At 70.9% G+C, this 19,342-nt stretch carries 21 protein-coding genes and 1 riboswitch; of the genes, 18 read left to right on the top strand and 3 right to left on the bottom strand.

Features of this window, described 5'->3' with window-relative positions; genetic code table 11:
• Positions 1 to 86: 86 nt before the first annotated feature.
• From rpe to D451_RS26350, 10 genes are all read left to right on the top strand, one after another.
• Positions 87 to 758: a ribulose-phosphate 3-epimerase gene (rpe, locus tag D451_RS0108525; RefSeq protein WP_017534106.1), complete on the top strand. Its 672-nt coding sequence runs from the start codon at positions 87 to 89 to the stop codon at positions 756 to 758.
• Between the two features lie 293 nt (positions 759 to 1,051).
• Positions 1,052 to 2,053 carry a phosphatase PAP2 family protein gene (locus D451_RS0108520; protein ID WP_017534105.1) on the top strand — a complete coding sequence of 334 codons (1,002 nt, stop codon included), beginning with the start codon at positions 1,052 to 1,054 and terminating at the stop codon, positions 2,051 to 2,053.
• 68 nt (positions 2,054 to 2,121) lie between these two features.
• Positions 2,122 to 2,252, top strand: a riboswitch (FMN riboswitch).
• A gap of 118 nt (positions 2,253 to 2,370) precedes the next feature.
• Positions 2,371 to 2,997, top strand: coding sequence for a riboflavin synthase (locus D451_RS0108515; RefSeq protein ID WP_014910686.1), 627 nt, complete (start codon positions 2,371 to 2,373; stop codon positions 2,995 to 2,997).
• A 76-nt stretch (positions 2,998 to 3,073) separates the two neighbouring features.
• On the top strand, positions 3,074 to 4,369 hold the full coding sequence (locus tag D451_RS0108510; RefSeq protein WP_017534104.1) for a bifunctional 3,4-dihydroxy-2-butanone-4-phosphate synthase/GTP cyclohydrolase II: 1,296 nt from the start codon (positions 3,074 to 3,076) through the stop codon (positions 4,367 to 4,369).
• Positions 4,370 to 4,424: 55 nt separating this feature from the next.
• Positions 4,425 to 4,898 carry a 6,7-dimethyl-8-ribityllumazine synthase gene (ribH, locus tag D451_RS0108505; RefSeq protein ID WP_017534103.1) on the top strand — a complete coding sequence of 158 codons (474 nt, stop codon included), beginning with the start codon at positions 4,425 to 4,427 and terminating at the stop codon, positions 4,896 to 4,898.
• 89 nt (positions 4,899 to 4,987) lie between these two features.
• Positions 4,988 to 5,446: a PH domain-containing protein gene (locus D451_RS0108500; protein ID WP_014910411.1), complete on the top strand. Its 459-nt coding sequence runs from the start codon at positions 4,988 to 4,990 to the stop codon at positions 5,444 to 5,446.
• A gap of 169 nt (positions 5,447 to 5,615) precedes the next feature.
• The gene (locus D451_RS0108495) at positions 5,616 to 6,782 is read left to right on the top strand and encodes an XdhC family protein (protein WP_017534102.1); all 1,167 of its coding nucleotides are present in this window, start codon (positions 5,616 to 5,618) and stop codon (positions 6,780 to 6,782) included.
• Between the two features lie 125 nt (positions 6,783 to 6,907).
• Positions 6,908 to 7,528, top strand: coding sequence for a nucleotidyltransferase family protein (locus tag D451_RS0108490; protein ID WP_169336170.1), 621 nt, complete (start codon positions 6,908 to 6,910; stop codon positions 7,526 to 7,528).
• A 146-nt stretch (positions 7,529 to 7,674) separates the two neighbouring features.
• Positions 7,675 to 8,022, top strand: a complete 348-nt coding sequence (locus D451_RS28430; RefSeq protein ID WP_206539076.1) for a hypothetical protein — start codon at positions 7,675 to 7,677, stop codon at positions 8,020 to 8,022.
• Positions 7,940 to 8,527 (top strand): SAM-dependent methyltransferase, encoded by a 588-nt coding sequence (locus D451_RS26350; RefSeq protein ID WP_206539075.1) that lies wholly within the window; start codon positions 7,940 to 7,942, stop codon positions 8,525 to 8,527. Before D451_RS28430 ends, D451_RS26350 begins: the two co-directional genes overlap by 83 nt.
• Before the next feature lie 18 nt (positions 8,528 to 8,545).
• Here the strand turns inward: D451_RS26350 and D451_RS0108480 are convergent, their stop codons facing one another.
• From D451_RS0108480 to D451_RS0108470, 3 genes are all read right to left on the bottom strand, one after another.
• Positions 8,546 to 11,227, bottom strand: a complete 2,682-nt coding sequence (locus D451_RS0108480; RefSeq protein WP_026124924.1) for a protein kinase domain-containing protein — start codon at positions 11,225 to 11,227, stop codon at positions 8,546 to 8,548.
• Positions 11,228 to 11,456: 229 nt separating this feature from the next.
• On the bottom strand, positions 11,457 to 11,762 hold the full coding sequence (locus D451_RS0108475; protein WP_014913046.1) for a DUF2470 domain-containing protein: 306 nt from the start codon (positions 11,760 to 11,762) through the stop codon (positions 11,457 to 11,459).
• 238 nt (positions 11,763 to 12,000) lie between these two features.
• Complete coding sequence (locus D451_RS0108470) at positions 12,001 to 12,543, bottom strand: YceI family protein (RefSeq protein WP_014911037.1); 543 nt, start codon at positions 12,541 to 12,543, stop codon at positions 12,001 to 12,003.
• A 142-nt stretch (positions 12,544 to 12,685) separates the two neighbouring features.
• On the opposite strand from D451_RS0108470, the gene D451_RS0108465 reads away from it, so the two are divergent.
• From D451_RS0108465 to nusB, 8 genes are all read left to right on the top strand, one after another.
• Positions 12,686 to 13,141, top strand: coding sequence for a MarR family winged helix-turn-helix transcriptional regulator (locus D451_RS0108465; protein ID WP_014910797.1), 456 nt, complete (start codon positions 12,686 to 12,688; stop codon positions 13,139 to 13,141).
• 240 nt (positions 13,142 to 13,381) lie between these two features.
• Positions 13,382 to 14,089, top strand: coding sequence for an SseB family protein (locus D451_RS0108460; protein ID WP_014912022.1), 708 nt, complete (start codon positions 13,382 to 13,384; stop codon positions 14,087 to 14,089).
• A gap of 88 nt (positions 14,090 to 14,177) precedes the next feature.
• Entirely contained in the window at positions 14,178 to 15,152 is a 975-nt protein-coding gene (locus D451_RS0108455) for a prepilin peptidase (protein WP_017534100.1), read from the top strand.
• Positions 15,153 to 15,202: 50 nt separating this feature from the next.
• The gene (aroC, locus tag D451_RS0108450; RefSeq protein WP_017534099.1) at positions 15,203 to 16,384 is read left to right on the top strand and encodes a chorismate synthase; all 1,182 of its coding nucleotides are present in this window, start codon (positions 15,203 to 15,205) and stop codon (positions 16,382 to 16,384) included.
• A gap of 225 nt (positions 16,385 to 16,609) precedes the next feature.
• Entirely contained in the window at positions 16,610 to 17,113 is a 504-nt protein-coding gene (locus D451_RS0108445; RefSeq protein ID WP_017534098.1) for a shikimate kinase, read from the top strand.
• The gene (gene aroB, locus D451_RS0108440) at positions 17,110 to 18,210 is read left to right on the top strand and encodes a 3-dehydroquinate synthase (protein WP_017534097.1); all 1,101 of its coding nucleotides are present in this window, start codon (positions 17,110 to 17,112) and stop codon (positions 18,208 to 18,210) included. Before D451_RS0108445 ends, aroB begins: the two co-directional genes overlap by 4 nt.
• Before the next feature lie 141 nt (positions 18,211 to 18,351).
• Positions 18,352 to 18,915 (top strand): elongation factor P, encoded by a 564-nt coding sequence (gene efp, locus D451_RS0108435; protein WP_017534096.1) that lies wholly within the window; start codon positions 18,352 to 18,354, stop codon positions 18,913 to 18,915.
• A complete protein-coding gene (nusB, locus tag D451_RS0108430) occupies positions 18,915 to 19,328 on the top strand; it encodes a transcription antitermination factor NusB (protein WP_017534095.1) in 414 nt (137 codons plus the stop codon). The genes efp and nusB overlap by 1 nt, the downstream gene beginning before the upstream one ends.
• Positions 19,329 to 19,342 lie beyond the last annotated feature (14 nt).

Here is a 19,342-nt window from a genome sequence, read left to right as displayed (position 1 = left end):
TATTCGGACATATATGGATCTACTTCGTAAAGGTGTCGGCTTGGAGGGGTGGGTCGATCGGTGGGCGGGGTCTGTACACTGCCGACGTGGGCATTCAGATCTCTCCCAGCATCCTCAGCGCCGATTTCGCGCACCTGGCCGACGAGGCCGCCGCGGTGCCGACCGCCGACTGGCTGCACGTCGACGTCATGGACGGACACTTCGTCCCCAACCTGACGTTGGGGCTGCCCATCGTGGAGTCCCTGCTCAAGGCGACCTCCACGCCTCTGGACTGCCACCTGATGATCGAGGACCCCGATCGCTGGGCGCCCGCCTACGCCGAGGCCGGAGCGGGCAGCGTCACAGTCCACGCCAAGGCCGCGAGCGCCCCAGTGCGCACCCTGCGGGAGATCCGTCGACAGGGGGCCCGGGCCGGCCTGGCCCTCAACCCAGCCGAACCGGTCGAGCCCTATGCCGACCTGGTCGGAGAGATGGATATGCTTCTCCTGATGACCGTCGAACCCGGTTTCGGAGGTCAGCGGTTTCTTGACCTGGTTCTGCCCAAGATTCGCCGAGCGCGTGAGATCCTGGACAGCAGGGAGGCCTCCGTCTGGCTTCAGGTCGACGGTGGCGTGAGCGACGAGACCATCGAGCGCGCGGCCGAGGCCGGCGCCGACGTCTTCGTCGCCGGATCGGCCGTCTACGGGGCCCAGGATCCGGCGAGCGCGGTCGAGTCGCTGCGCGAACAGGCCCGTCGGGCCTCGAACCCGACCACATAGACCATCTCCGAAGGGGCGCGGCCGCCCGCACCCACCACCCCGGTGCGGCCGCGCCCCGCCCTTCTTCTCTCCCCCGCCGGTAACGATCACGGCGCGCCCACGCGCGGGTCTGGCCATCGGCGGAGCCCGCCGCCTATGCTTCTGCCCCGGTAGTCGTAACCCTCCGCTTGGTCGCGGCTCCGTCTTCCCCACGCGAGGTCGCGGGCGACCGGGGGAGCGGCGCGGCGTGAGCGCGTTGCCAGGCGCGGATCCCTGGAGTGCGCGTGAACGCTCTGAGCGTCGGACATACGGTCATGGAGCCCTACCTGGAGGCCGAGACGGGCCCCATCCTCTGGTTGCAGGAGTGGGGGCGTCCGCTCGTCGCGCCGATGGAGCTCATCACCCATCTGGGCTCCCAGGGCGTGCTCATCGTCCTGGTGGCCACCGTCTTCTGGTGCGTGAACGCCGGTCTCGGCGCGCGCATGTTCGTCCTGTTGATCTCCTCCGGGGTGGTCAACGGCCTGTTCAAGTCGTTGTCCTACTCCCCGCGTCCCTACTGGTTCGACGCCCGGATCACCGGATACCACCATCACAGCGGGTTCGGCATGCCCTCCGGGCACTCCCAGGCCGCGGTGGTCGCCTGGGGCTATCCGGCGATCCGGTCGGGGCGGCGCGCGGCGATGTGGGCGGCCGCGGTGGTGGTCCTCCTGGTGGCGTTCTCCCGGGTCCTGCTCGGCGCGCACTTCATCGGCGACGTGGTGGTCGGTCTCGCCCTGGGGATCCTGATCCTGTGGCTGTTCCTGCGTTACGAGGGCCGGGTGCTCGCCTGGTGGCTGGGGTCGGAGCCCCGGCGCACGGCCCTCTGGCTCCTGATCGTGGTCCTGACGCCCTGCGTGATCGCGACCGCCTGGCAGTACGGGGCCCGGGGGGACTGGACGGTCCCCACGACCGAGTGGATCGGCCCGACCCCCGCGGATCCGGTCGGGGCCTCCCTGGCGGGTCTGTACACGGCCTGTGGCGGACTCTTGGGCGGGGTGGCCGGTCTGACCCTGCTGTACCGGCGTGGTTGGTACAGCGCCGAGGGGACGATCACCGCGCGGGTGGCGCGTTTCGTCCTGGGTTTCTCGGTGCTGGTGGTCCTCCTGGTGGCGGAGCGGATCCTGTTCCGCGATCTGACCGGCCTGGCCTTGGCGCTCGTCTCCTTCGTGGTGTACGCCGCGGCGGCCTTCTGGGCCTCCTATGGCGCGCCGAGGGCGTTCGTCCGCAGCGGTCTGGCCACGTCGGCGGAGGTGGAAGGGCGAGGAGGGGGCCGGTGACACCTGTCACAGCGGCTAGGCGCTTCCGGAACGAAGGGGCTAGGATCGATCGTTGAGACAGCAGTCAAACGCGTGCTCCGGGGTCGGTGAAAGTCCGAACCGGCGGTGATAGTCCGCGACCCGGCCGAATCCATCGGCCGGTTGAACCGGTGGAATTCCGGTACCGACGGTGAAAGTCCGGATGGGAGGCAGTACGCGTTGGGACGGTACGAGGGCTTCGTCGTTCTTCGGCGTACCCCTTCGTCACCGACCCCCTCGTGGATCCGTTCATCCACTCCCTTTTCCCCGGAGCCTCATCAGGCGAAGGGACGTAGGGCGTGTTCACCGGAATCGTGGAAGAGCTCGGCGAGGTCGTCTCCATCGAACCGACCGGCGACGGCGGTGAGTCCGTGGCGCTCGCCGTCCGCGGTCCTCTGGTCTCCTCGGACGCCTCGCGGGGCGATTCCATCGCGGTCAACGGCGTGTGCCTGACCGTGGTCGATCTGGCCGAGGGGATCTTCACCGCCGACGTGATGAAGGAGTCCCTGGACCGTTCCTCCCTGGGGACGCTCGTCCCGGGGGCCCCGGTCAACCTGGAGCGGGCCGCCCGTGTCGACGGTCGTCTGGGCGGTCACATCGTGCAAGGGCACGTCGACGGCACCGCCGTCCTGATCTCCAGGGACCCGGGGGACCGCTGGGACGTCCTCCGTTTCGGCCTGGCCCCGGAACTGTCCCCGTACGTGGTGGAGAAGGGCTCGATCACCGTCGACGGTACGAGCCTGACGGTCTCCGCCGTCAGCGAGCCCGGCGCAGCCGAGGAGTTCTTCGAGGTCAGCCTCATCCCGGCCACGTTGGAGGCGACCACTCTGGGCGCTCTGGCGCCCGGCGCCACCGTGAACATCGAGGTGGACGTCATCGCCAAGTACGTGGAGCGCATCGCCGCCGTGGCCCGGGTCCGGGCCTAGACACCCCTTCGGTTCGGGCCCCTTTCGTGCCCGCCACAGCATCCACCGCACACACGACGTACTCCAGGGAGCGGGAATGACCGTCACCGACACCAACCGGGCCGCCGACGCCGACACCGACGGGACCGTGGTCCTCGATCGGATCGAGGACGCCATCGCCGACTTCGCCGCGGGGCGGGCCGTCGTGGTCGTGGACGACGAGGACCGTGAGAACGAGGGCGACATCATCTTCGCGGCCGAGCTGGCCACGCCCGAACTGTTGGCGTTCATGATCCGTTACACGTCGGGCGTGGTGTGCGTGCCGATGGAGGGCGAGGATCTGGATCGGCTGGACCTGCCGCTGATGACCGCGCGCAACGAGGAGAGCCTGCGTACCGCCTACACGGTCACCGTCGACGCCCGTGAGGGCGTGACCACCGGGATCTCGGCCGCCGACCGGGCCCGGACGATCCGTCTGCTGGCGGGTGAGCGGAGCCTGCCGTCCGACTTCGTGCGTCCCGGCCACATCCTGCCGCTGCGCGCTCGCCCGGGCGGTGTGCTGGCCCGGCGCGGGCACACCGAGGCCTCCGTGGACCTCGCGCGGTTGGCGGGGCTGCGTCCGGCGGGGGTGTTGGCGGAGGTGGTCGAGGACGACGGCACGATGGCCCGGCTGCCCCGGTTGCGGGAGTTCGCCGACGAGCACGGCCTCAAGCTGATCTCGGTCGAACAGTTGGCGGCGCACCGTGCCTCCCTCGGGGAGACCCTGACCGAGGAGCAGGCCGCACCGCCGCTGGTCACCCGGATGGTCGAGACCCGCATGCCGAACCGGTACGGGGAATGGCGCGCGGTCGGTTTCAAGGGCACGGCCGACGGCGCGGAGCACGTCGCCCTGGTGTTCGGAGATCTGACCGACGGGGCCGACGTCCTGGCCCGTCTGCACTCGGAATGCCTGACCGGGGACGCGTTCGGTTCGCACCGGTGCGACTGCGGGGCCCAGTTGGACGCGGCCATGGCCGAGATCGCCGAGGCGGGGCGCGGTGTCCTGGTCTACCTCGGTGGGCACGAGGGGCGGGGGATCGGGCTGCTGCACAAGCTGCGCGCCTACAGTCTCCAGGATCGGGGGGTGGACACCGTCGACGCGAATCTGCGGCTGGGGCTGCCCGCGGACGCCCGCGAGTTCGGGGCGGGTGCCCGGATCCTCACGGACCTGGGTGTGGTCTCGGTGCGGCTGTTGTCCAACAACCCGGACAAGGCGGAGGCGCTGGAGCGCCATGGGGTGCGGGTGAGCGAGCGGGTGGCCATGCCGACGTTCGTCACCGACGACAACCTCTCCTACCTGTTGACCAAGCGGGACCGCATGGGGCACGACCTCGCCGCCGGGGTCACGCGTTAGTCGTGCGCTCGGAGCGCGGGGACATGTTCGTCATCGATTCGAAGAAGGGCCGGTCATGAGCGGTACGGGACGTCCGGAGCAGGAGCGCGTCGACGGTCGGGGGCTGTCGGTGGGCATCGTCGTCACTCGGTGGAACGAGCCGATCGTGCGGCCGATGCTCGACAACGCGTTGGAGGTGGTGAAGGCGTCGGGGGCCGCCGATCCGGTGGTGGTCGAGGTGGCCGGGGCGGTGGAGATCCCGGTGGTGGCCCAGGAGTTGGCGCGCTCGCACGACGCGGTGATCGCTCTGGGGGCGGTCATTCGAGGTGGGACGCCGCATTTCGACTACGTGTGTCTGTCGGTGACGCAGGGGCTGACCGAGGTGGCCCTTCGGGAGGCGACCCCTGTGGGCAATGGTGTGCTCACGTGTGACACCCTGGAACAGGCGCGTGACCGTGCCGGCCTGCCGGGGAGCGCCGAGAACAAGGGCGCCGAGGCCGCGCTGGCCGCTCTGGACACGGCGGTGACCCTGCGGGGGCTGCGCCGCTGATCCATGCCCCGTCGACGGTGCGCGCCCAGAGCGGACCCTTGGCGTGTGGACACGGATGGAGCTGGCAGGTGCGGACGAAGGAAGACTCCGTGGACGAGGCGTCGAAGCGCCCTGAGAGCCCGAGGACCTGGCGTCCCCGCGCGGTGCGGTTGGTCGCCTACGGGCTGGGGCTGTTGATCCTGTTGACCATGGTGCTGCTCGCCGTGATGCTTCCGGCCGACTGGCGTGTCCAGGATCGGGTGCTGGTCGTGATGTTGGGGCTGGTGGTCGCCGCCGGGCTGCACCTGTTGGCCCGACCTCGGCTGATCGCGATGGAGGACCGGGTCGTCGTCATCAACGGCATCCGTACGCATCACCTGGCGTGGCCGGAGGTGTTGGACATCCGGATGCCGGTGGGGGAGCCCTGGCCGTCGTTGGACCTGTCCGACGGCACCTCGTTGCCGGTGATGGGGATCCAGAGCACCGATGGCGATCTGGCCCGGCGCAACCTGGAGGAGTTCCGGGGGATGCTGGGGCGCGGTGAGACCGAGGAGCCCGAGCGTCCCTGACCCTCCGTGGAGCGGTCGGCGCCGCCTCCGTTCGTAGACGAAACCGAATCGAGCCCTCGTTTCCTGGAGAAACGGGGGCTCTTCCATGTGGCCCTGGGCACATAGGTTGGTATCGAGGAGCGCGGGTGTTCGGAGCGACCCGCCGGGGAGAGTCTGGGAGAGGTGCCGAGTGCGTGATGTACGAGCGACCGTGGCCGACCTGTACGCCTCGGGTGAGACGTTCGCGGTGGCGACGGTCATCGACACTTACAAGAGCGCTCCACGCGCGGCAGGGGCGTCGATGCTGGTCAGATCCTCCGGTGAGGTGGTCGGCAGTGTGTCCGGCGGCTGTGTGGAGGGCGCGGTCTACGAGGAGGCCCTGGAGGTCATCCGGACCGGCGTGCCGGTCCGTCGTACCTACGGGGTCAGTGACGAGGACGCCTTCAGTGTGGGGTTGACCTGTGGCGGGACCCTGCATCTGTTCGTGGAGCCGATCGGTCGCGACACCTATCGGGGGTTGGACGCGGTGCTGGACTCCATCGAGGAGCACCGGCCGGTGGCGGTGGCCACGATCGTGTCCGATCCTTCGGACGCCGGGAGGGTGGGTCGTCGGCGTCTGGTGTGGCCGGACTCGGCCGAGGGGGACCTGGGCGAGGGCGGGGAGCGGTTGTCCGCGGCCCTGGACGACGACGTGCGCGGCATGCTCGCGCAGGGGACCACGGGGCTGTTGCACTACGGGGTGGACGGTCAGCGGCGCGGGGACGAGCTGGAGGTGTTCGTCGAGTCGTTCGCTCCGGCGCCTCGCATGCTGGTGTTCGGGGCGATCGACTTCGCGGCGGCCGTGGCCGATCTGGGCACCTATCTGGGCTACCGGGTGACGGTGTGCGACGCCCGTCCGGTCTTCGCCACGGCGCGGCGTTTTCCCACCGCAGAGGAGGTGGTGGTCAAGTGGCCGCACGTGTTCCTGGACGAGATCGCCGACGAGATCGATCGGCGCACCGTGATCTGTGTGCTCACGCACGACCCCAAGTTCGACGTCCCCGTGCTCAAACGGGCGTTGGGCACCGAGGCCGGCTACATCGGGGCGATGGGCTCGCGTCGTACCCACGACGATCGGATGGAGCGGTTGCGCGAGGCCGGGGTCTCGGAGGAGGCGCTGGCGCGGTTGCATTCGCCGATCGGTCTCGATCTGGGGGCACGGACCCCGGAGGAGACCGCCGTGTCGATCGTGGCGGAGATGGTGGGGTCCCGTTGGGGCGGGAGCGGCCGGGAACTGCGGGAGACCACGGGGCGGATCCATCGGGATGCGCCTCTACCCCCACTGATTCCGGCCGGTTTCGGTCACTCGAGGGGGTGAACCGGAACCCGGGGGATTCGGAAAGCCCTGTTCACGGCGGTGAGTCCGGAACAGTGCGGGAAGAGGGCCCTATGGGCTCACCGAGGTGGCCCACCCTCGAAGCCCGCCCGTGACATCATCGCGTCATGGGTACTGGGGAAGCGAGGCTCGAGGGAAGCGAGCGGAGGGGCCCGGTCGCGGGCCTGCTGCTGGCGGCGGGGTCGGGGAGCCGACTCGGTCGCCCCAAGGCGCTGGTGGAGTTGGGCGGTGAACGCCTGGTCGACCGGGGGGTGCGCATGCTCGCCGAGGGCGGATGCGCGCCGGTGCTGGTGGTGCTGGGGGCGGCGGACACCAGGGTCGAGGGTGCCCTGACGGTGCACAACACCGACTGGTCGAGTGGGATGGGGTCCTCCGTGCGCGCGGGGATCGACGCCCTGCCCGACAGCGTGGACGCGGTCCTGGTGGCTCTGGCCGATCAGCCCCTGGTCACCCCGGCGGCGGTGCGTCGTCTGGTGGAGGCCTACGAGCAGGGGGCGCGGGCCGCGGTCGCCACCTACAACGGGAATCCGCGCAATCCGGTGCTGTTGGGGCGCGAGCACTGGTCCACGGTCTACTCCATGGCCGAACGCGATGTGGGCGCCCGCCCCTTCCTGCGGGCCTACTCCCATCTGGTGACCTCGGTGTCCTGTGACGACATCGCCAGTCCCGAGGACATCGACACCGCCGAGGACCTGGCCCGGATGAGCGAGATGCTCGACCGGGCCTGACCCTTCTTCCGGGTGGGGCCGAAAACCGGGTGCTCCGACGGGGCGGGCCGGGTAGCGTGTCCGGTATGTCCTCCTGAAACGCCACACGAACGACGCCGCCGTGCCCGATGCCGGTGGCTCCCTCGGCCTTTCCGGAAGGACTCTCGATGACCACGCCGTACACCGCCCTGTCCGAGATGGGGCGGCGTCCCGCCCTCTACGGCCGCACCACCACGGCCGCCCTGTGGACCGATCCCCACATCTCCGGACGGATGCTCGCCCACCACCTGGACCCCGACGTCGAGGCGGCCTCGCACGGACACGGGTTCGTCGACCGGGCCGTGACCTGGATGAGGGGGCGGTTCGATCTCGGACCCGGTTCCCGCCTCCTCGACCTGGGGTGCGGGCCGGGACTCTACACCGTCCACCCCCGTGGCCCGGCACGGGGTCCGGGCCACGGGGGTGGACTTCTCGCCGTCCTCGGTGGAGTACGCCGAACGCGTCGCGCGCGATGAGGGCGTCCCCGCCCGTCACCTGTGTCGGGACTACCTCTCCCTGAGGCTGTCGGAACGCTTCGACCTGGCCGTCATGGTCATGCGCGACTACTGCGCGATGACGCCCCGGGACCGGCTTCGTCTGTTGGACGTGGTCGACCGACACCTGGTGCCCGGCGGGGCCCTGCTCTTCGACGTCGACGCCGAGCCGGCCCTGGAACGGGTACGGGAGGACGTCGAGTACGCCCCCGGGCTCATGGACGGGTTCTGGGCGGCCGAGCCCTATCACGGCTTCCGGCACACGTTCCGTTACGACCGGGAGCGGGTGAGCCTGGACCGCTACGACATCGTCACGGCCTCGGAGGTCCGTGTCTTCCACAACTGGGTCCGGTACTTCGATCCGACCTCGCTCGCCTCGGAACTGGCTCGGGGCGGGTTCGTCGTGGAGGAGCGGTACGGCGACCTGACCGGGGCCGCCTACGATCCCGGGGCGGACTCCTTCGCCGTCCTCGCCCGACGCGGGTGAGGACGGCGAAGGGGCCGATCAACCCAGAAGACCGTCCAAGGGGATGAGGATCCCCGATCCCAGGGCCAGCAGCCCGGTGGACAGCAGCACCACGAGCATCAGGATCGAGCCGGCCACGGACAGGCGGAAGGCGGCCAGTCGGCGTCGCGCCTTGAACCGGTCCCGGGCGGCGGTCCGGCCCAGGTACAACAGGGCCAACGCCAACAGGACGGGGAGCCACCAGCTCGCGCCGATCCCGCCGGGCAGCAGGTCGGTCAGGGCGGCGGCGCCCTCGCTCACCGGGTTGGCGCTGAAGTCCAACAGACCGGTGTAGGCGTCGGTGACCATCGGGTTCTCGGGGAAGAAACCCTCCTCGGGGCGCAAGGCCCGGCCCAGGCCGTCGATGAGTCCGAGCAGGGCCGCGGGGTAGGCGAAACGGCGGCAGCGGCCGGCGCGCATGGCCCGCTGGATCTGCCCCATGGTCCGCTCCACCCGGCGCGCGGCCTTCTCCTGCCGGCGCCGGTCCTTGTCGGTCACGGCCGGTCCGGGGCGGGTCGGGTCGTCGGGCAGGGCGTTCAGGTCCGGGCGGGTGGCGGCCTCGGCGCGGCGCTGCCCCGACGAGGCGGCCTTCTCCCGTGCCTTGTCCCACCGTTCCCGGGCCGACCCGGCCAGCGAGGCCCAACGGTCCTGACGGCGGGCCCGGCCGTCGGCGCGTTCGCGTTCGGCGATGTCGGCGCCGATCCGGTCGGCCTCGGGAAGAAGGAGCAGGGCGGTGAGCGTCGCGGCGCGCGAGGACAGCGGGTCGTCCCCGTCGCGCAGGGCGGCACGGCGTTGCTCCAGCCACCAGGGGGCGTTGGGGGCCGGGCTGCGCTGGCCGGGGTGCCAGGAGCGGCGTCGCAGGTGCGAGCGGTGTCGGGAGGCGGTCTCGGGGACCAGGACCAGCTCGACCGCGCGTGCCCAGGTGGTGTTGATCTCGTGCGCGGCGGGGCGCCTGGGCGCGTCGGGGCCGGTCCCGACCAGGCGCTCCAGGGTCTCCTCGACCCGCTCCATCAGGAGCGGGACCTCGTGCTGGACGCGTTCGAGCAGCACGCACCGGCCGGAGCTCCCGGAACGGCACGAGGGGTGCGGGCACCAGTGCTGGGAGCCCAGACCGACCACGCCCGTCTCGACCGCCTCGCGGACCACCGCGTGGCGGCTGGACTCGCCGGTGGCCAGGGCCAGGAGCCCGTCGGAGCCGATCTCGTGGCCCCGGAAGCGCGGTGGCATGCCCGGCACGTAGCGGGCGGCCAGGGCGCTGATCGCCACGTGGGCGAGGTCGGGGCGTTGGTCCAACCCGGTGAGGTAGGAACGGTCGAAGGTGTAGTCGTTGACCTCGCGATCGAGCCAGGTACGCAGTTCGGGCCAGTGGCTGCGCAGCCACATGGCTCCGGTGTCGGAGCGGTCCAGCAGGTCGAAGGCCAGGCTCGGCGGGTCCTCGTGGAGGGCCCCGGCGAAGTCGATGGGGCGCAGCCGGCGGGCGGTGCGGATGGTGGGGCGTTCCCCGGCCAACCAGGCCTCGACCTCCTCGTGGCCCCAGCGGGCGGCGGGGGAGAGGGTGAGCAGGCCGCGCACCAGCAGGCGCCAGCGTTCGTCGGTGATCGCCGAGATGTCGACCTCGGTGTTGCGCGCGGTCAACCAGTTGCCGCCGCGTTCGGGGCGGCGACCGGTGACCAGCTCGTGCGCCATCACGCCCAGGGACCACCAGGCCGCGGGGGCCTCGCGGCGGCCCTCGATGACCTCGGGGGCGGCGTAGGCCTCGGTGACGGCCTGGCCGCCGTAGACACGGCTCATGGTGGCGCGCACGGCGCCGCCGAAGTCGGTGAGGGCCACGACCGGCGGTTCGGAGGAGCGCAGCAGCAGGTTCTCGGGTTTGACGTCGGTGTGGTTGTGCTGGAGTTCGTGCTGCCAGTGGTGCAGACAGTCGGCGACGGCGCGGACCACGGCGCGGGCGCCCTCGTCGTCCAGGGGCGCCCGGTCGATGATCTCGCGCAGGGTGCCCTCGGAGAAGTACTCCTGGGCCTCCCAAGCCAGGTCCTCGCCCCAGGAACTGGCGGCGGTCCCATAGCCCTGGATGGCGGGCGTGTGGGGGGAGGCGGTGCCGCGTGCGCGGAGCCGGTCCAGGAGTTCACGGTTGATGTCGTGTCCGGGCCGGTACACCTTCAGGGCGAGTCTGCGGCCGGGAGAGTCGGTGGGTTCGACCAGGTACACGACGGCCTCGCCGCCCGCGCCGATCCGGTCGAGGATCTGGTAGCGGCGGCGCAGCTCGGCGGGCACCGCGTAGTCGAGGTCGCCGGCGGGGCCGATGACCATGCGGGAGACCAGCCGGGTCATCCAGTCGAGGAGGGGACTGAAGAGAACCCGCCACCATGGGACGCGTCCGTCGGGGGAGGGGCCCGCCGAGGCGGGGCGTCGGTCGGCGGGCGTCCGTGCGGTGGGGGAGAGGGGCTCTTGGACGCGGGTGGCCCCGGGGTCCAGGACGTCGGTCCGGTCGGAGCCCTCCGGTGGGACGATCCGGGTCGGCGCCGGTTCGGCGTCGTCGGTGGATGGTCGTCGCGCCCCTGGTCGGAGCACGCGTGTCACCCGCCGCGTGATGCCCGCGCCGGGGCCGACGCGGGTGGTGGGAGCGACGGGGTCGATCCGTTGGGTCGGTGCGTTCTCGTCACCGGGGTCGGGAGTGACCATCGAGGCCGGAGCCGTCCTTCGATCGGTGGTGTGCGGATGTCCGAGGGGGAAGGAGAGCGGACCCTTCCACACTAGGTCGTACCGATACCCGAACGTAGGGGTGCGGGCACCCCGGGTGCGCGCCCCCGATCCGTGGGGCCGACGACGCCCCTTCCCCCTCGTCTCCCTGTTGGACGCTCCAGGGGCCCTTCGGGTTCCGGTGATCTCCCGATCGGAGGGGAGGGAAGGGTCAGTGTTCCCGGGGCGGGACGCCGAGTTCGGCGCAGGCCTGTCGGTACATGCGCACGACCTCGACGCGGATGGCGGCCCGTTCGGTGAGGGGGACGGACCACGGGATGCGGACGGAACGCTCCACGCCGTCCACGGTCACCTCGTAGTGGCCGCTCTCACCGTCCAGACCGACCATGCGGGCGGAGGTGGCCTCCGGTACGCCTCCCAGGGCGCGGCAGATGATCAGGGTGTCCTCGGGGTGGTCGCCGTTCATGTGCGCGGTGACGGCGGAGACGACCTCGGGGGAGAAGGGGGTGGAGGTCATGGCGGTGCTCCTGGGAAGGGTGGGTGGACGGCATGAAGGAGGGGAGGGTCGTCACGACCCTCCCCTCCCGACGATATCCGAGGCCTCACGGGCCCGTCGGTGACGTGCCTTCGGGCCCGGGGCGGCGGCCGTCCCCCGGCGGCCGCGCCCGGACATCGTCTCTCGGGCCCTCGAAAGGGGCCCGGGGTCCCGGTCGTTCGGCGGGTGGAGCCGGACCGGGACGCCCTCCCGGCCGGTCTCAGGCCTGGCGGGTGAACTCGGCGTCGATCTCGATGGCGATCTTGTCGCCGACGACCACGCCGCCGCCGTCCATCGGCATCTCGATGTCCACGCCGAACTTCTTGCGGCTGATGGTGGTGGAGGCGGAGAAGCCAGCGCGGTCCAGGCCGTAGGGGTCGAGGGTGGAGCCGTTGAACTCCAGGGTGAGCTCGATCGGGTGGGTGTTCTGCTTGATGGTCAGCTCACCCTTGAGGACGAACTCCTCGCCCTTGGCCTCCAGGCCGGTGGAGCGGAAGTGGAACTCCGGGTGCTGGTCGGCCTCGAAGAAGTCGGCGGACCGGATGTGGTTGTCGCGGTCGCCGTTGTCGGTGTTGATGGAGCTCGCGTCGATGGTGGCCTCGACGGAGGACTTGGTGGGGTCCTCGGGCACGGTCAGCGTGGCGTCGAACCTCTCGAAGCGGCCGCGGACCTTGCTCACCATCATGTGGCGGACGGAGAAGCCGACGACGCTGTGGGCGGTGTCGATCTTCCAGGTGCCGGGCTTGAGTTCCTGAGCGGCCATGGTGTCTCTCCCTGAATCGTGTCGCGGCCCGCCTCCGGGCCGGCTGTCTTGCTAAGAACAAGCTACCTTAGAAATATCTTCCTGGGAAGTAGTTTAGGTGTTCGGTCCGCGTCCGGCAAGGTCCTCCCGCTAGAATCCACCCATGGACAAGGCCTGGCTCGACGCCGACGAACAGGGCGTCTGGCGCGGATTCCTGCGGATGAACTCCTGGATCTACGACGAGCTCGAACACGATCTCCGCGACCGCGACGGACTCTCCCTCATCGAGTACGGCATCCTCGCCCATCTGTCGGAGGCGCCCGATCGGCGTATGCGTATGCGCTCCCTCGCCGACAGTGTCATCGTCTCCAAGAGTCGGCTCTCCCACCAGATCGCCAGACTGGAGCGCAACGGCCACGTGCGCCGGGAGAGCTGCGCGGACGACCGGCGCGGCCTGTGGGCGGTCCTCACCGACCAGGGCGACCGACTCCTGCGTCGGGCCGCCCCGGGGCACGCCGCGCGGGTCCGCTCGCTGGTCTTCGACCGGCTCAGCCGGGAACAGGTCGGTCAGCTGCGGGAGATCGTCGCCGCGCTCGGTGGCGCACCCGAACGCCCCTAGACGTCTCCGCCGCCCGTCGAAACCGAGGCCTCGAGGCTCTTTCGCGACCGTTTCACGTCTTTCGTGAGGAAACGCGACCCCGCGCCGCGCCCGCCTGTGAAGCTGTGGCGGGGGCACACGGCACACGGCCGATCGCCCCCGAGGAACGGCCGTCCGCGGCCCGGGAGGGGGAGAGGTCACATGGTCCTGTCGAAGAGGCGTACCCGTCGTATAGGCGCATCCCGGGTAGAGTCGGACCCCGTGAGCAGACCATCCATCATCGGCGCCCAGAACTTCCGAGACGACGACGGCAGCGCCGACCCGGTAGTCGAGAGCCGGCTGCGCGACCACGCCGCCGGCGAGGTCGGCGACCGCCAGGTCCTGTCCGCGCTCAGCGACTCCCGCGTGCTCATCCCCGTCGTGGCCGTGGCCACCGAGACCGAGGAGGGGGTGGGCGGCCTCACCAAGGATAAGAACAGCGAGGTCGCGATCCCCATCATGACCGGCAAGGACGGTCGCCGGGGCGTGCTCGCCTTCACCTCCGTGGACGCGGTCCGACGTTGGAGACCCGACGCCCGCCCCGTGCCCTTCACCACCAAGGACGCCTGCCAGGCCACCCTGGAGGAGAACGCCGACGCGCTGGTCCTCGACGTCTCCGGCCCCGTCCCGTACACGGTCCAGGGCCGTTTCCTCACCATGCTCGCCGAGCACGGCACCGTCCCCGAACCCAAGGACGACCCCCAGGTCCTGTCCCTGGTCTATCGGGTGACCCACGCCGAGTTCGGTATCGAACGCGTGCGCATCCACGCCTCCGAACGCTGTGACATCGGTATCCGGTTGGAGCTGGAGGAGCGCGACGACGAGTCGCTGCGCCGTGTCGCCGAGCGTCTGGCCGACGAACTCCGGCACGTCCTTCCCGGCGGGATCGAACTGAGCGCCGTGGTGCGCGCCCAACGCGACGAAGAGTGACCGGAGGCGGCCGCCGGCCCCTCCCCGCTCTGTCCACAGGTCGCGCGAGCCACTGTCGCCGAGCCTTCCGGGCCGGTAGTTTCCGAACATGTCCACCCCCTCGGCCCTCATGGCCTCCCCGGTGCTCTGGTCGGTCGTGGCCGCCGCGGCCCTCGGCGCGCTCGGCCTGATCGTCGGCCGCGGCACCGGACGCCTGGTCCACCTGTTCGGCCCGGCCGACGCGGACGTGGCCGTGTCCTCTCGTCCGGCGGAGCACGCCGGCCCCGAGAACCCCCCGGGTCAGGACGGTGCCACACCCGGGCCCGGGCACCCGGAAGGCGCGCCCGAACGAGGATCGAGATCGCCGGTGGAGGGGCCTCGGGAGGATCCCGGACCGGCGCCGCCGCGCTGCCCGCACTGTCGTGCGGCGCTCCGTTTCGTCCGGGGTCTGCCCGTACCGGTGGAGCGCGGGATCCTCGGCGATGGACGGTGCCCGGGATGCGGGCGGCCGATCGCGTCCCACCTTCCGACGGTCGTGGTCACGGGAGCGCTCTTCGCCCTGACCGTTCCACTTCTGGCGCACCAACCGGCGGGCTGGTCCCCGTTCGGGGCGGCGGCCGTCCTCTGGCTGATCGCCCTGGGCGTCGCGCTCTGCGCCATCGACCTGCGGGTGATGCGTCTGCCCGACGCCCTCGTGGGCCCCGCCTACCCCGTCGCGGGGGCGCTGCTGGCCGCCGCCGTCCTCCTGCCGCCCGCGGGTCCGGACCTCGAACGCGGCGCGCACGCGCTCATCGGCCTCGTCCTGGTCGCCGTCCTGTACTGGTTCCTGTGGCGGATCCACCCCCGCGGTCTCGGCTTCGGCGACGTCAAACTCTCCGGCCTGACCGGCCTCTACGCGGGTTGGGCCGCCGGCCCGCTCGGCGCGATGGTCGGCGTCCTCTGGGCCTTCGCCTCCTTCTCCCTGGTCGGTCTGGCGCTCCTGCTGCTGCGCAGGGTCACCCGATCCGAACCCCTTCCGCTCGGCCCGTTCATGATCGCCGCGACCCTCGCCACGGTGTTCACGGGGGCGCCCCTGGTGCCCTGACCCGGGGTCGGGTTCCACTCCGCCCCCCGATCCGTGGGAGGATCGTGCACATGTTGCGTTGGCTGACCGCGGGGGAGTCCCACGGACCGGCACTCGTCGCGATTCTGGAGGGCCTTCCGGCCGGTGTGTCCGTCACCTCTGACGACATCGCCGCCGCTCTGCTCCGCCGCCGCGCCGGGTACGGTCGAGGCGCCCGGATGAAGTTCGAGAAAGATCAGGTCTCCGTCATCGGAGGCATTCGCCACGGCCGTACCCAGGGGGGACCGGTCGCGATCGAGGTCGGGAACACCGAGTGGCCCAAGTGGGAGAAGGTGATGTCGCCCGACCCGGTCCCCGCCGAGGAACTGGAGGGCGTGGCGCGCAACGCGCCGCTCACCCGTCCGCGACCCGGCCACGCCGACCTCGTGGGCATGCAGAAGTACGGGCACACCGAGTCCCGCCCCATCCTCGAACGGGCCAGCGCCCGGGAGACCGCGGCGCGCGTGGCCATCGGAGAGGTCGCCCGGAGCTTCTGCCGTCAGGCGCTGGGGATCGAGATCATCAGCCACGTCGTGTCCATGGGCCCGGTCTCGGTGCCCGAGGACGCCCCCGAGCCGCGCCCCGAGGACCTGGCCGCGGTCGACGCCGACCCGCTGCGCTGCTTCGACCCCGCGACCAGCGCCCGCATGGTCGAGGAGGTCGACGACACCAAGAAGTCCGGGGACACCCTGGGCGGCGTCGTCGAGGTACTCGCCTACAACCTGCCTCCCGGTCTGGGCAGTCACGTGCACTGGGACCGTCGTCTGGACGCGCGTCTGGCCGGCGCCCTCATGGGCATCCAGGCGATCAAGGGCGTCGAGGTCGGCGACGGCTTCCGCACCGCGGCCCGTCGGGGCTCCCAGGCACACGACGAGATCGAGCCCGGGCCCGACGGCGTGCGTCGGCGCACCAACCGCGCGGGGGGCGTCGAGGGCGGTATGAGCACCGGTGACCCGCTGCGCGTGCGCGCGGCGATGAAGCCGATCGCCACGGTGCCGCGCGCCCTGGACACCATCGACACCGGGACCGGTGAGCCGGCCCAGGCCCACCACCAGCGCAGCGACGTCACCGCTGTGCCCGCCGCGGGCGTGGTCGCCGAGGCGATGGTGGCACTGGTCATCGCCGAGGCCGCGGTCGAGAAGTTCGGAGGCGACTCGGTCGCCGAGACCGCCCGCAACCTCCAGGGCTACCTGGACTCGCTGACGATCCGCTAGAGAGTCGACGGCCCGCCCTCGTCGGGGGGCGGGCCGTCCCCTTTTCCCTTCGCACGCGTGGGGACGCTCCGTCTGCTAGACAGAGGGAGGGGCGCGACCGGCGGCCCTCCCCGAGGCCATGGGCCCATCGCCGCCGGACCCCGCATCGACAGACGACCGGAACGGTCCCCGCGCGCGTGGGGACGGACCCCGATAGGTAGGCAGAGCGTGGCAAGAGCGATCGCGGTGCTCATCGGTTCGCCCGGTTCGGGCAAATCCACCGTCGGAGAGGCACTGGCCCGCCGGCTCGGGGCGGACCTGCTGTGCACCGACACCGAGATCGAGAGGCGCGCGGGCAAGCCCATCGGCGACATCTTCGTCGAGGACGGCGAGGAGGGCTTCCGGGCATTGGAGCGCGAGGTCGTCGCGGAGGGTCTGCGCTCCTGGGAAGGGGTCATCGCCGTCGGGGGCGGCGCGATCCTCGACGAGGACACCCGTAAGGACCTCGCCGTCCACCATGTCGTCTACCTCCAGGTCGAGTTCGGCGAGGCCGCCAAGCGCGTCGGTATGGACGTGGCCCGCCCGCTGCTCGCCGGGAACCCGCGCGCCCGACTGCGCAAGCTCCTCAACGAGCGGCTTCCGATCTACGAGGCCCTGGCCTCGGTGACCGTCCCCACGACGGAGTACCACCCCGAGGAGATCGTGGACTCGATCGTCGAATCCCTCCCCACCGGAAAGGCCGAGAAGTGACCGTGACCCGTATCGGAGTGGGCGACTCCGCCGGACGCTACGACGTGCTGGTCGGTGAGGACCTCCTCGGTGAGCTGCCCGCCCTGGTCGAGGGCGCCGCCCAGGTCGCGGTCATCCACCCGGAGGGGCTGGAGGACATCGCGGCCCGGGTCTCCGAGGCTCTGACGGCCGGCGGGTACACGGTGCGCCCGATGCCGGTGCCCGACGGAGAGGCCGCCAAGACCGTCGCCGTCGCCGCCGATCTGTGGTCGCGTCTGGGCTCGTTCAACTTCACCCGCAGCGATGCCGTCGTGGGCGTGGGCGGCGGGGCCGCCACCGACCTGGCCGGCTTCGTCGCCGCGACCTGGCTGCGCGGGGTGCGTTCGGTGCTGGTGCCGACCACGTTGCTGGGCATGGTCGACGCCGCCGTGGGCGGCAAGACCGGTATCAACACCCCCGAGGGCAAGAACCTGGTGGGGGCCTTCCACCCCCCGGCCGGGGTCCTGTGCGACCTGTCCACCCTGGCCACGGTGCCCAAGGCCGACTACATCGGCGGTCTCGCGGAGATCATCAAGGCCGGGTTCGTCGACGACCCGGTCATCTGCGAACTGATCGAGGACGACCCCGGGGGCGCCACCACCCCCGAGGGGCGGCACACCCGCGAACTCATCGAACGCGGCATCCGCTTCAAGGCCGACGTGGTCTCCGGCGACCTGCGCGAGAGCGGCCGCCGGGAGATCCTCAACTACGGGCACACCCTCGGGCACGCCATCGAGAAGGCCGAGAACTACACCTTCCGGCACGGATACGCGGTCTCGGTGGGCATGGTCTTCGCCGCCGAACTCGCCCACGCCGACGGGCGTATCGACGCCGACCTGGTCCGACGCCACCGTGACGTGCTCGCCTCGGTGGGGCTGCCCGTCTCCTACACCGCCGACTCCTGGGACGACCTGCGCTCCACCATGAGCGTCGACAAGAAGGCCCGTGGCAACACGCTGCGTTTCGTGGTCCTGGACGGCCCGGCACGCCCCGCCATCCTGGCGGGACCCGCCCCTGAGCTGCTGGACGAGGCCTACCGGGCCGTCTCGGACGGTTTCCGGGGCCCGCGAAGCCACTAGAATGCGTAGGGGCGGGGAGTGTCCGCGCCCCGAGCCGCGTCAGCCGCTCGGGGGCCCGGATCGCGCTTCGTCCCACCGAACACCGACCGGACCACCCCGTCCGGTCTCCGACGTGTCAAACCCCTGGGAGAGACGACCTAAGTGGCCACGACGAACGACATCAAGAACGGCACGACCCTGCGACTCGACAACGGCGTTCTCTGGAACGTCCTGGAGTTCCAGCACGTCAAGCCGGGCAAGGGCGGCGCGTTCGTCCGTACCAAGCTGAAGAACGTCCTCACGGGCAAGATCGTCGACAAGACCTTCAACGCCGGCGCCAAGGTCGAGTTCGCCAACGTCGACCGCCGCGACATGGAGTACCTGTACCACGACGGCGAGTCCTTCATCTTCATGGACACCCAGACCTACGACCAGATCCCGGTCTCCGAGACCGTCGTCGGCGACGCCAAGGGCTACCTGCTGGAGAACACCAAGGTCACGGTGGCCACCAACGAGGGCAACCCGCTCTACATCGAGATGCCCGCCGCCGTCGACCTGGAGATCACCCAGACCGACCCGGGCGTCCAGGGCGACCGCTCCACCGGCGGCACCAAGCCCGCCACCGTCGAGACCGGTGCCACCATCCAGGTGCCCCTGTTCATCAACCAGGGCGAGCGCGTCAAGGTCGACACCCGCACCGGTGACTACCTCGGGCGTGTCAACTGATGAGCGGTGCACGACGCAAGGCCCGGCGGCGCGCGGTCGAGGTCCTCTACGAGGCCGAGGTCCGCGGCATCACGATCGAAGAGGTCATCAAGCGCCGTAGGGCCCAGCCCGAACCGCCGATCAACGAGTTCACCGAGCGGCTCGCCCGCTCCGTCGACGAGCGGCGGGGGCGGATCGACGAGCTCCTCGACGAGTACGCCATCGGTTGGACCCTGGAGCGCATGCCGGTCGTGGACCGCAACATCCTCCGGATGGGCGCCTACGAGTTGCTGTGGGCCGAGGACATCCCCGACGGGGTGGCGATCGCCGAGGCCGTCGGGGTGGCCAAGGAGCTGTCCACCGACGAGTCGCCCAACTTCATCAGCGGACTCCTGTCCAGGCTGTTGGAGAACAAGTCGACGCTCTCGCTCTGAGCCCGCCCTCCGGG

The organism is Nocardiopsis alba DSM 43377, from assembly GCF_000341225.1.
GTDB classification, from domain to species: domain Bacteria; phylum Actinomycetota; class Actinomycetes; order Streptosporangiales; family Streptosporangiaceae; genus Nocardiopsis; species Nocardiopsis alba.
Note: the sequence above shows the minus strand (reverse complement) of the source record. Positions and strands in the feature narration are given on the sequence as shown.

What these genes read in the sequence shown, in the direction of transcription:
- D451_RS0108455 (WP_017534100.1), top strand. Translation starts at nt 14,178, where the DNA reads ATGTCCACCCCCTCGGCCCTCATGGCCTCCCCGGTGCTCTGGTCGGTC.
- aroC (WP_017534099.1), top strand. Translation starts at nt 15,203, where the DNA reads ATGTTGCGTTGGCTGACCGCGGGGGAGTCCCACGGACCGGCACTCGTC.
- nusB (WP_017534095.1), top strand. Translation starts at nt 18,915, where the DNA reads ATGAGCGGTGCACGACGCAAGGCCCGGCGGCGCGCGGTCGAGGTCCTC.
- D451_RS0108510 (WP_017534104.1), top strand. Translation starts at nt 3,074, where the DNA reads ATGACCGTCACCGACACCAACCGGGCCGCCGACGCCGACACCGACGGG.
- D451_RS0108480 (WP_026124924.1), bottom strand. Translation starts at nt 11,227, where the DNA reads ATGGTCACTCCCGACCCCGGTGACGAGAACGCACCGACCCAACGGATC.
- D451_RS0108470 (WP_014911037.1), bottom strand. Translation starts at nt 12,543, where the DNA reads ATGGCCGCTCAGGAACTCAAGCCCGGCACCTGGAAGATCGACACCGCC.
- D451_RS0108490 (WP_169336170.1), top strand. Translation starts at nt 6,908, where the DNA reads ATGGGTACTGGGGAAGCGAGGCTCGAGGGAAGCGAGCGGAGGGGCCCG.
- ribH (WP_017534103.1), top strand. Translation starts at nt 4,425, where the DNA reads ATGAGCGGTACGGGACGTCCGGAGCAGGAGCGCGTCGACGGTCGGGGG.
- D451_RS0108475 (WP_014913046.1), bottom strand. Translation starts at nt 11,762, where the DNA reads ATGACCTCCACCCCCTTCTCCCCCGAGGTCGTCTCCGCCGTCACCGCG.
- D451_RS0108520 (WP_017534105.1), top strand. Translation starts at nt 1,052, where the DNA reads ATGGAGCCCTACCTGGAGGCCGAGACGGGCCCCATCCTCTGGTTGCAG.
- D451_RS28430 (WP_206539076.1), top strand. Translation starts at nt 7,675, where the DNA reads ATGACCACGCCGTACACCGCCCTGTCCGAGATGGGGCGGCGTCCCGCC.
- D451_RS0108465 (WP_014910797.1), top strand. Translation starts at nt 12,686, where the DNA reads ATGGACAAGGCCTGGCTCGACGCCGACGAACAGGGCGTCTGGCGCGGA.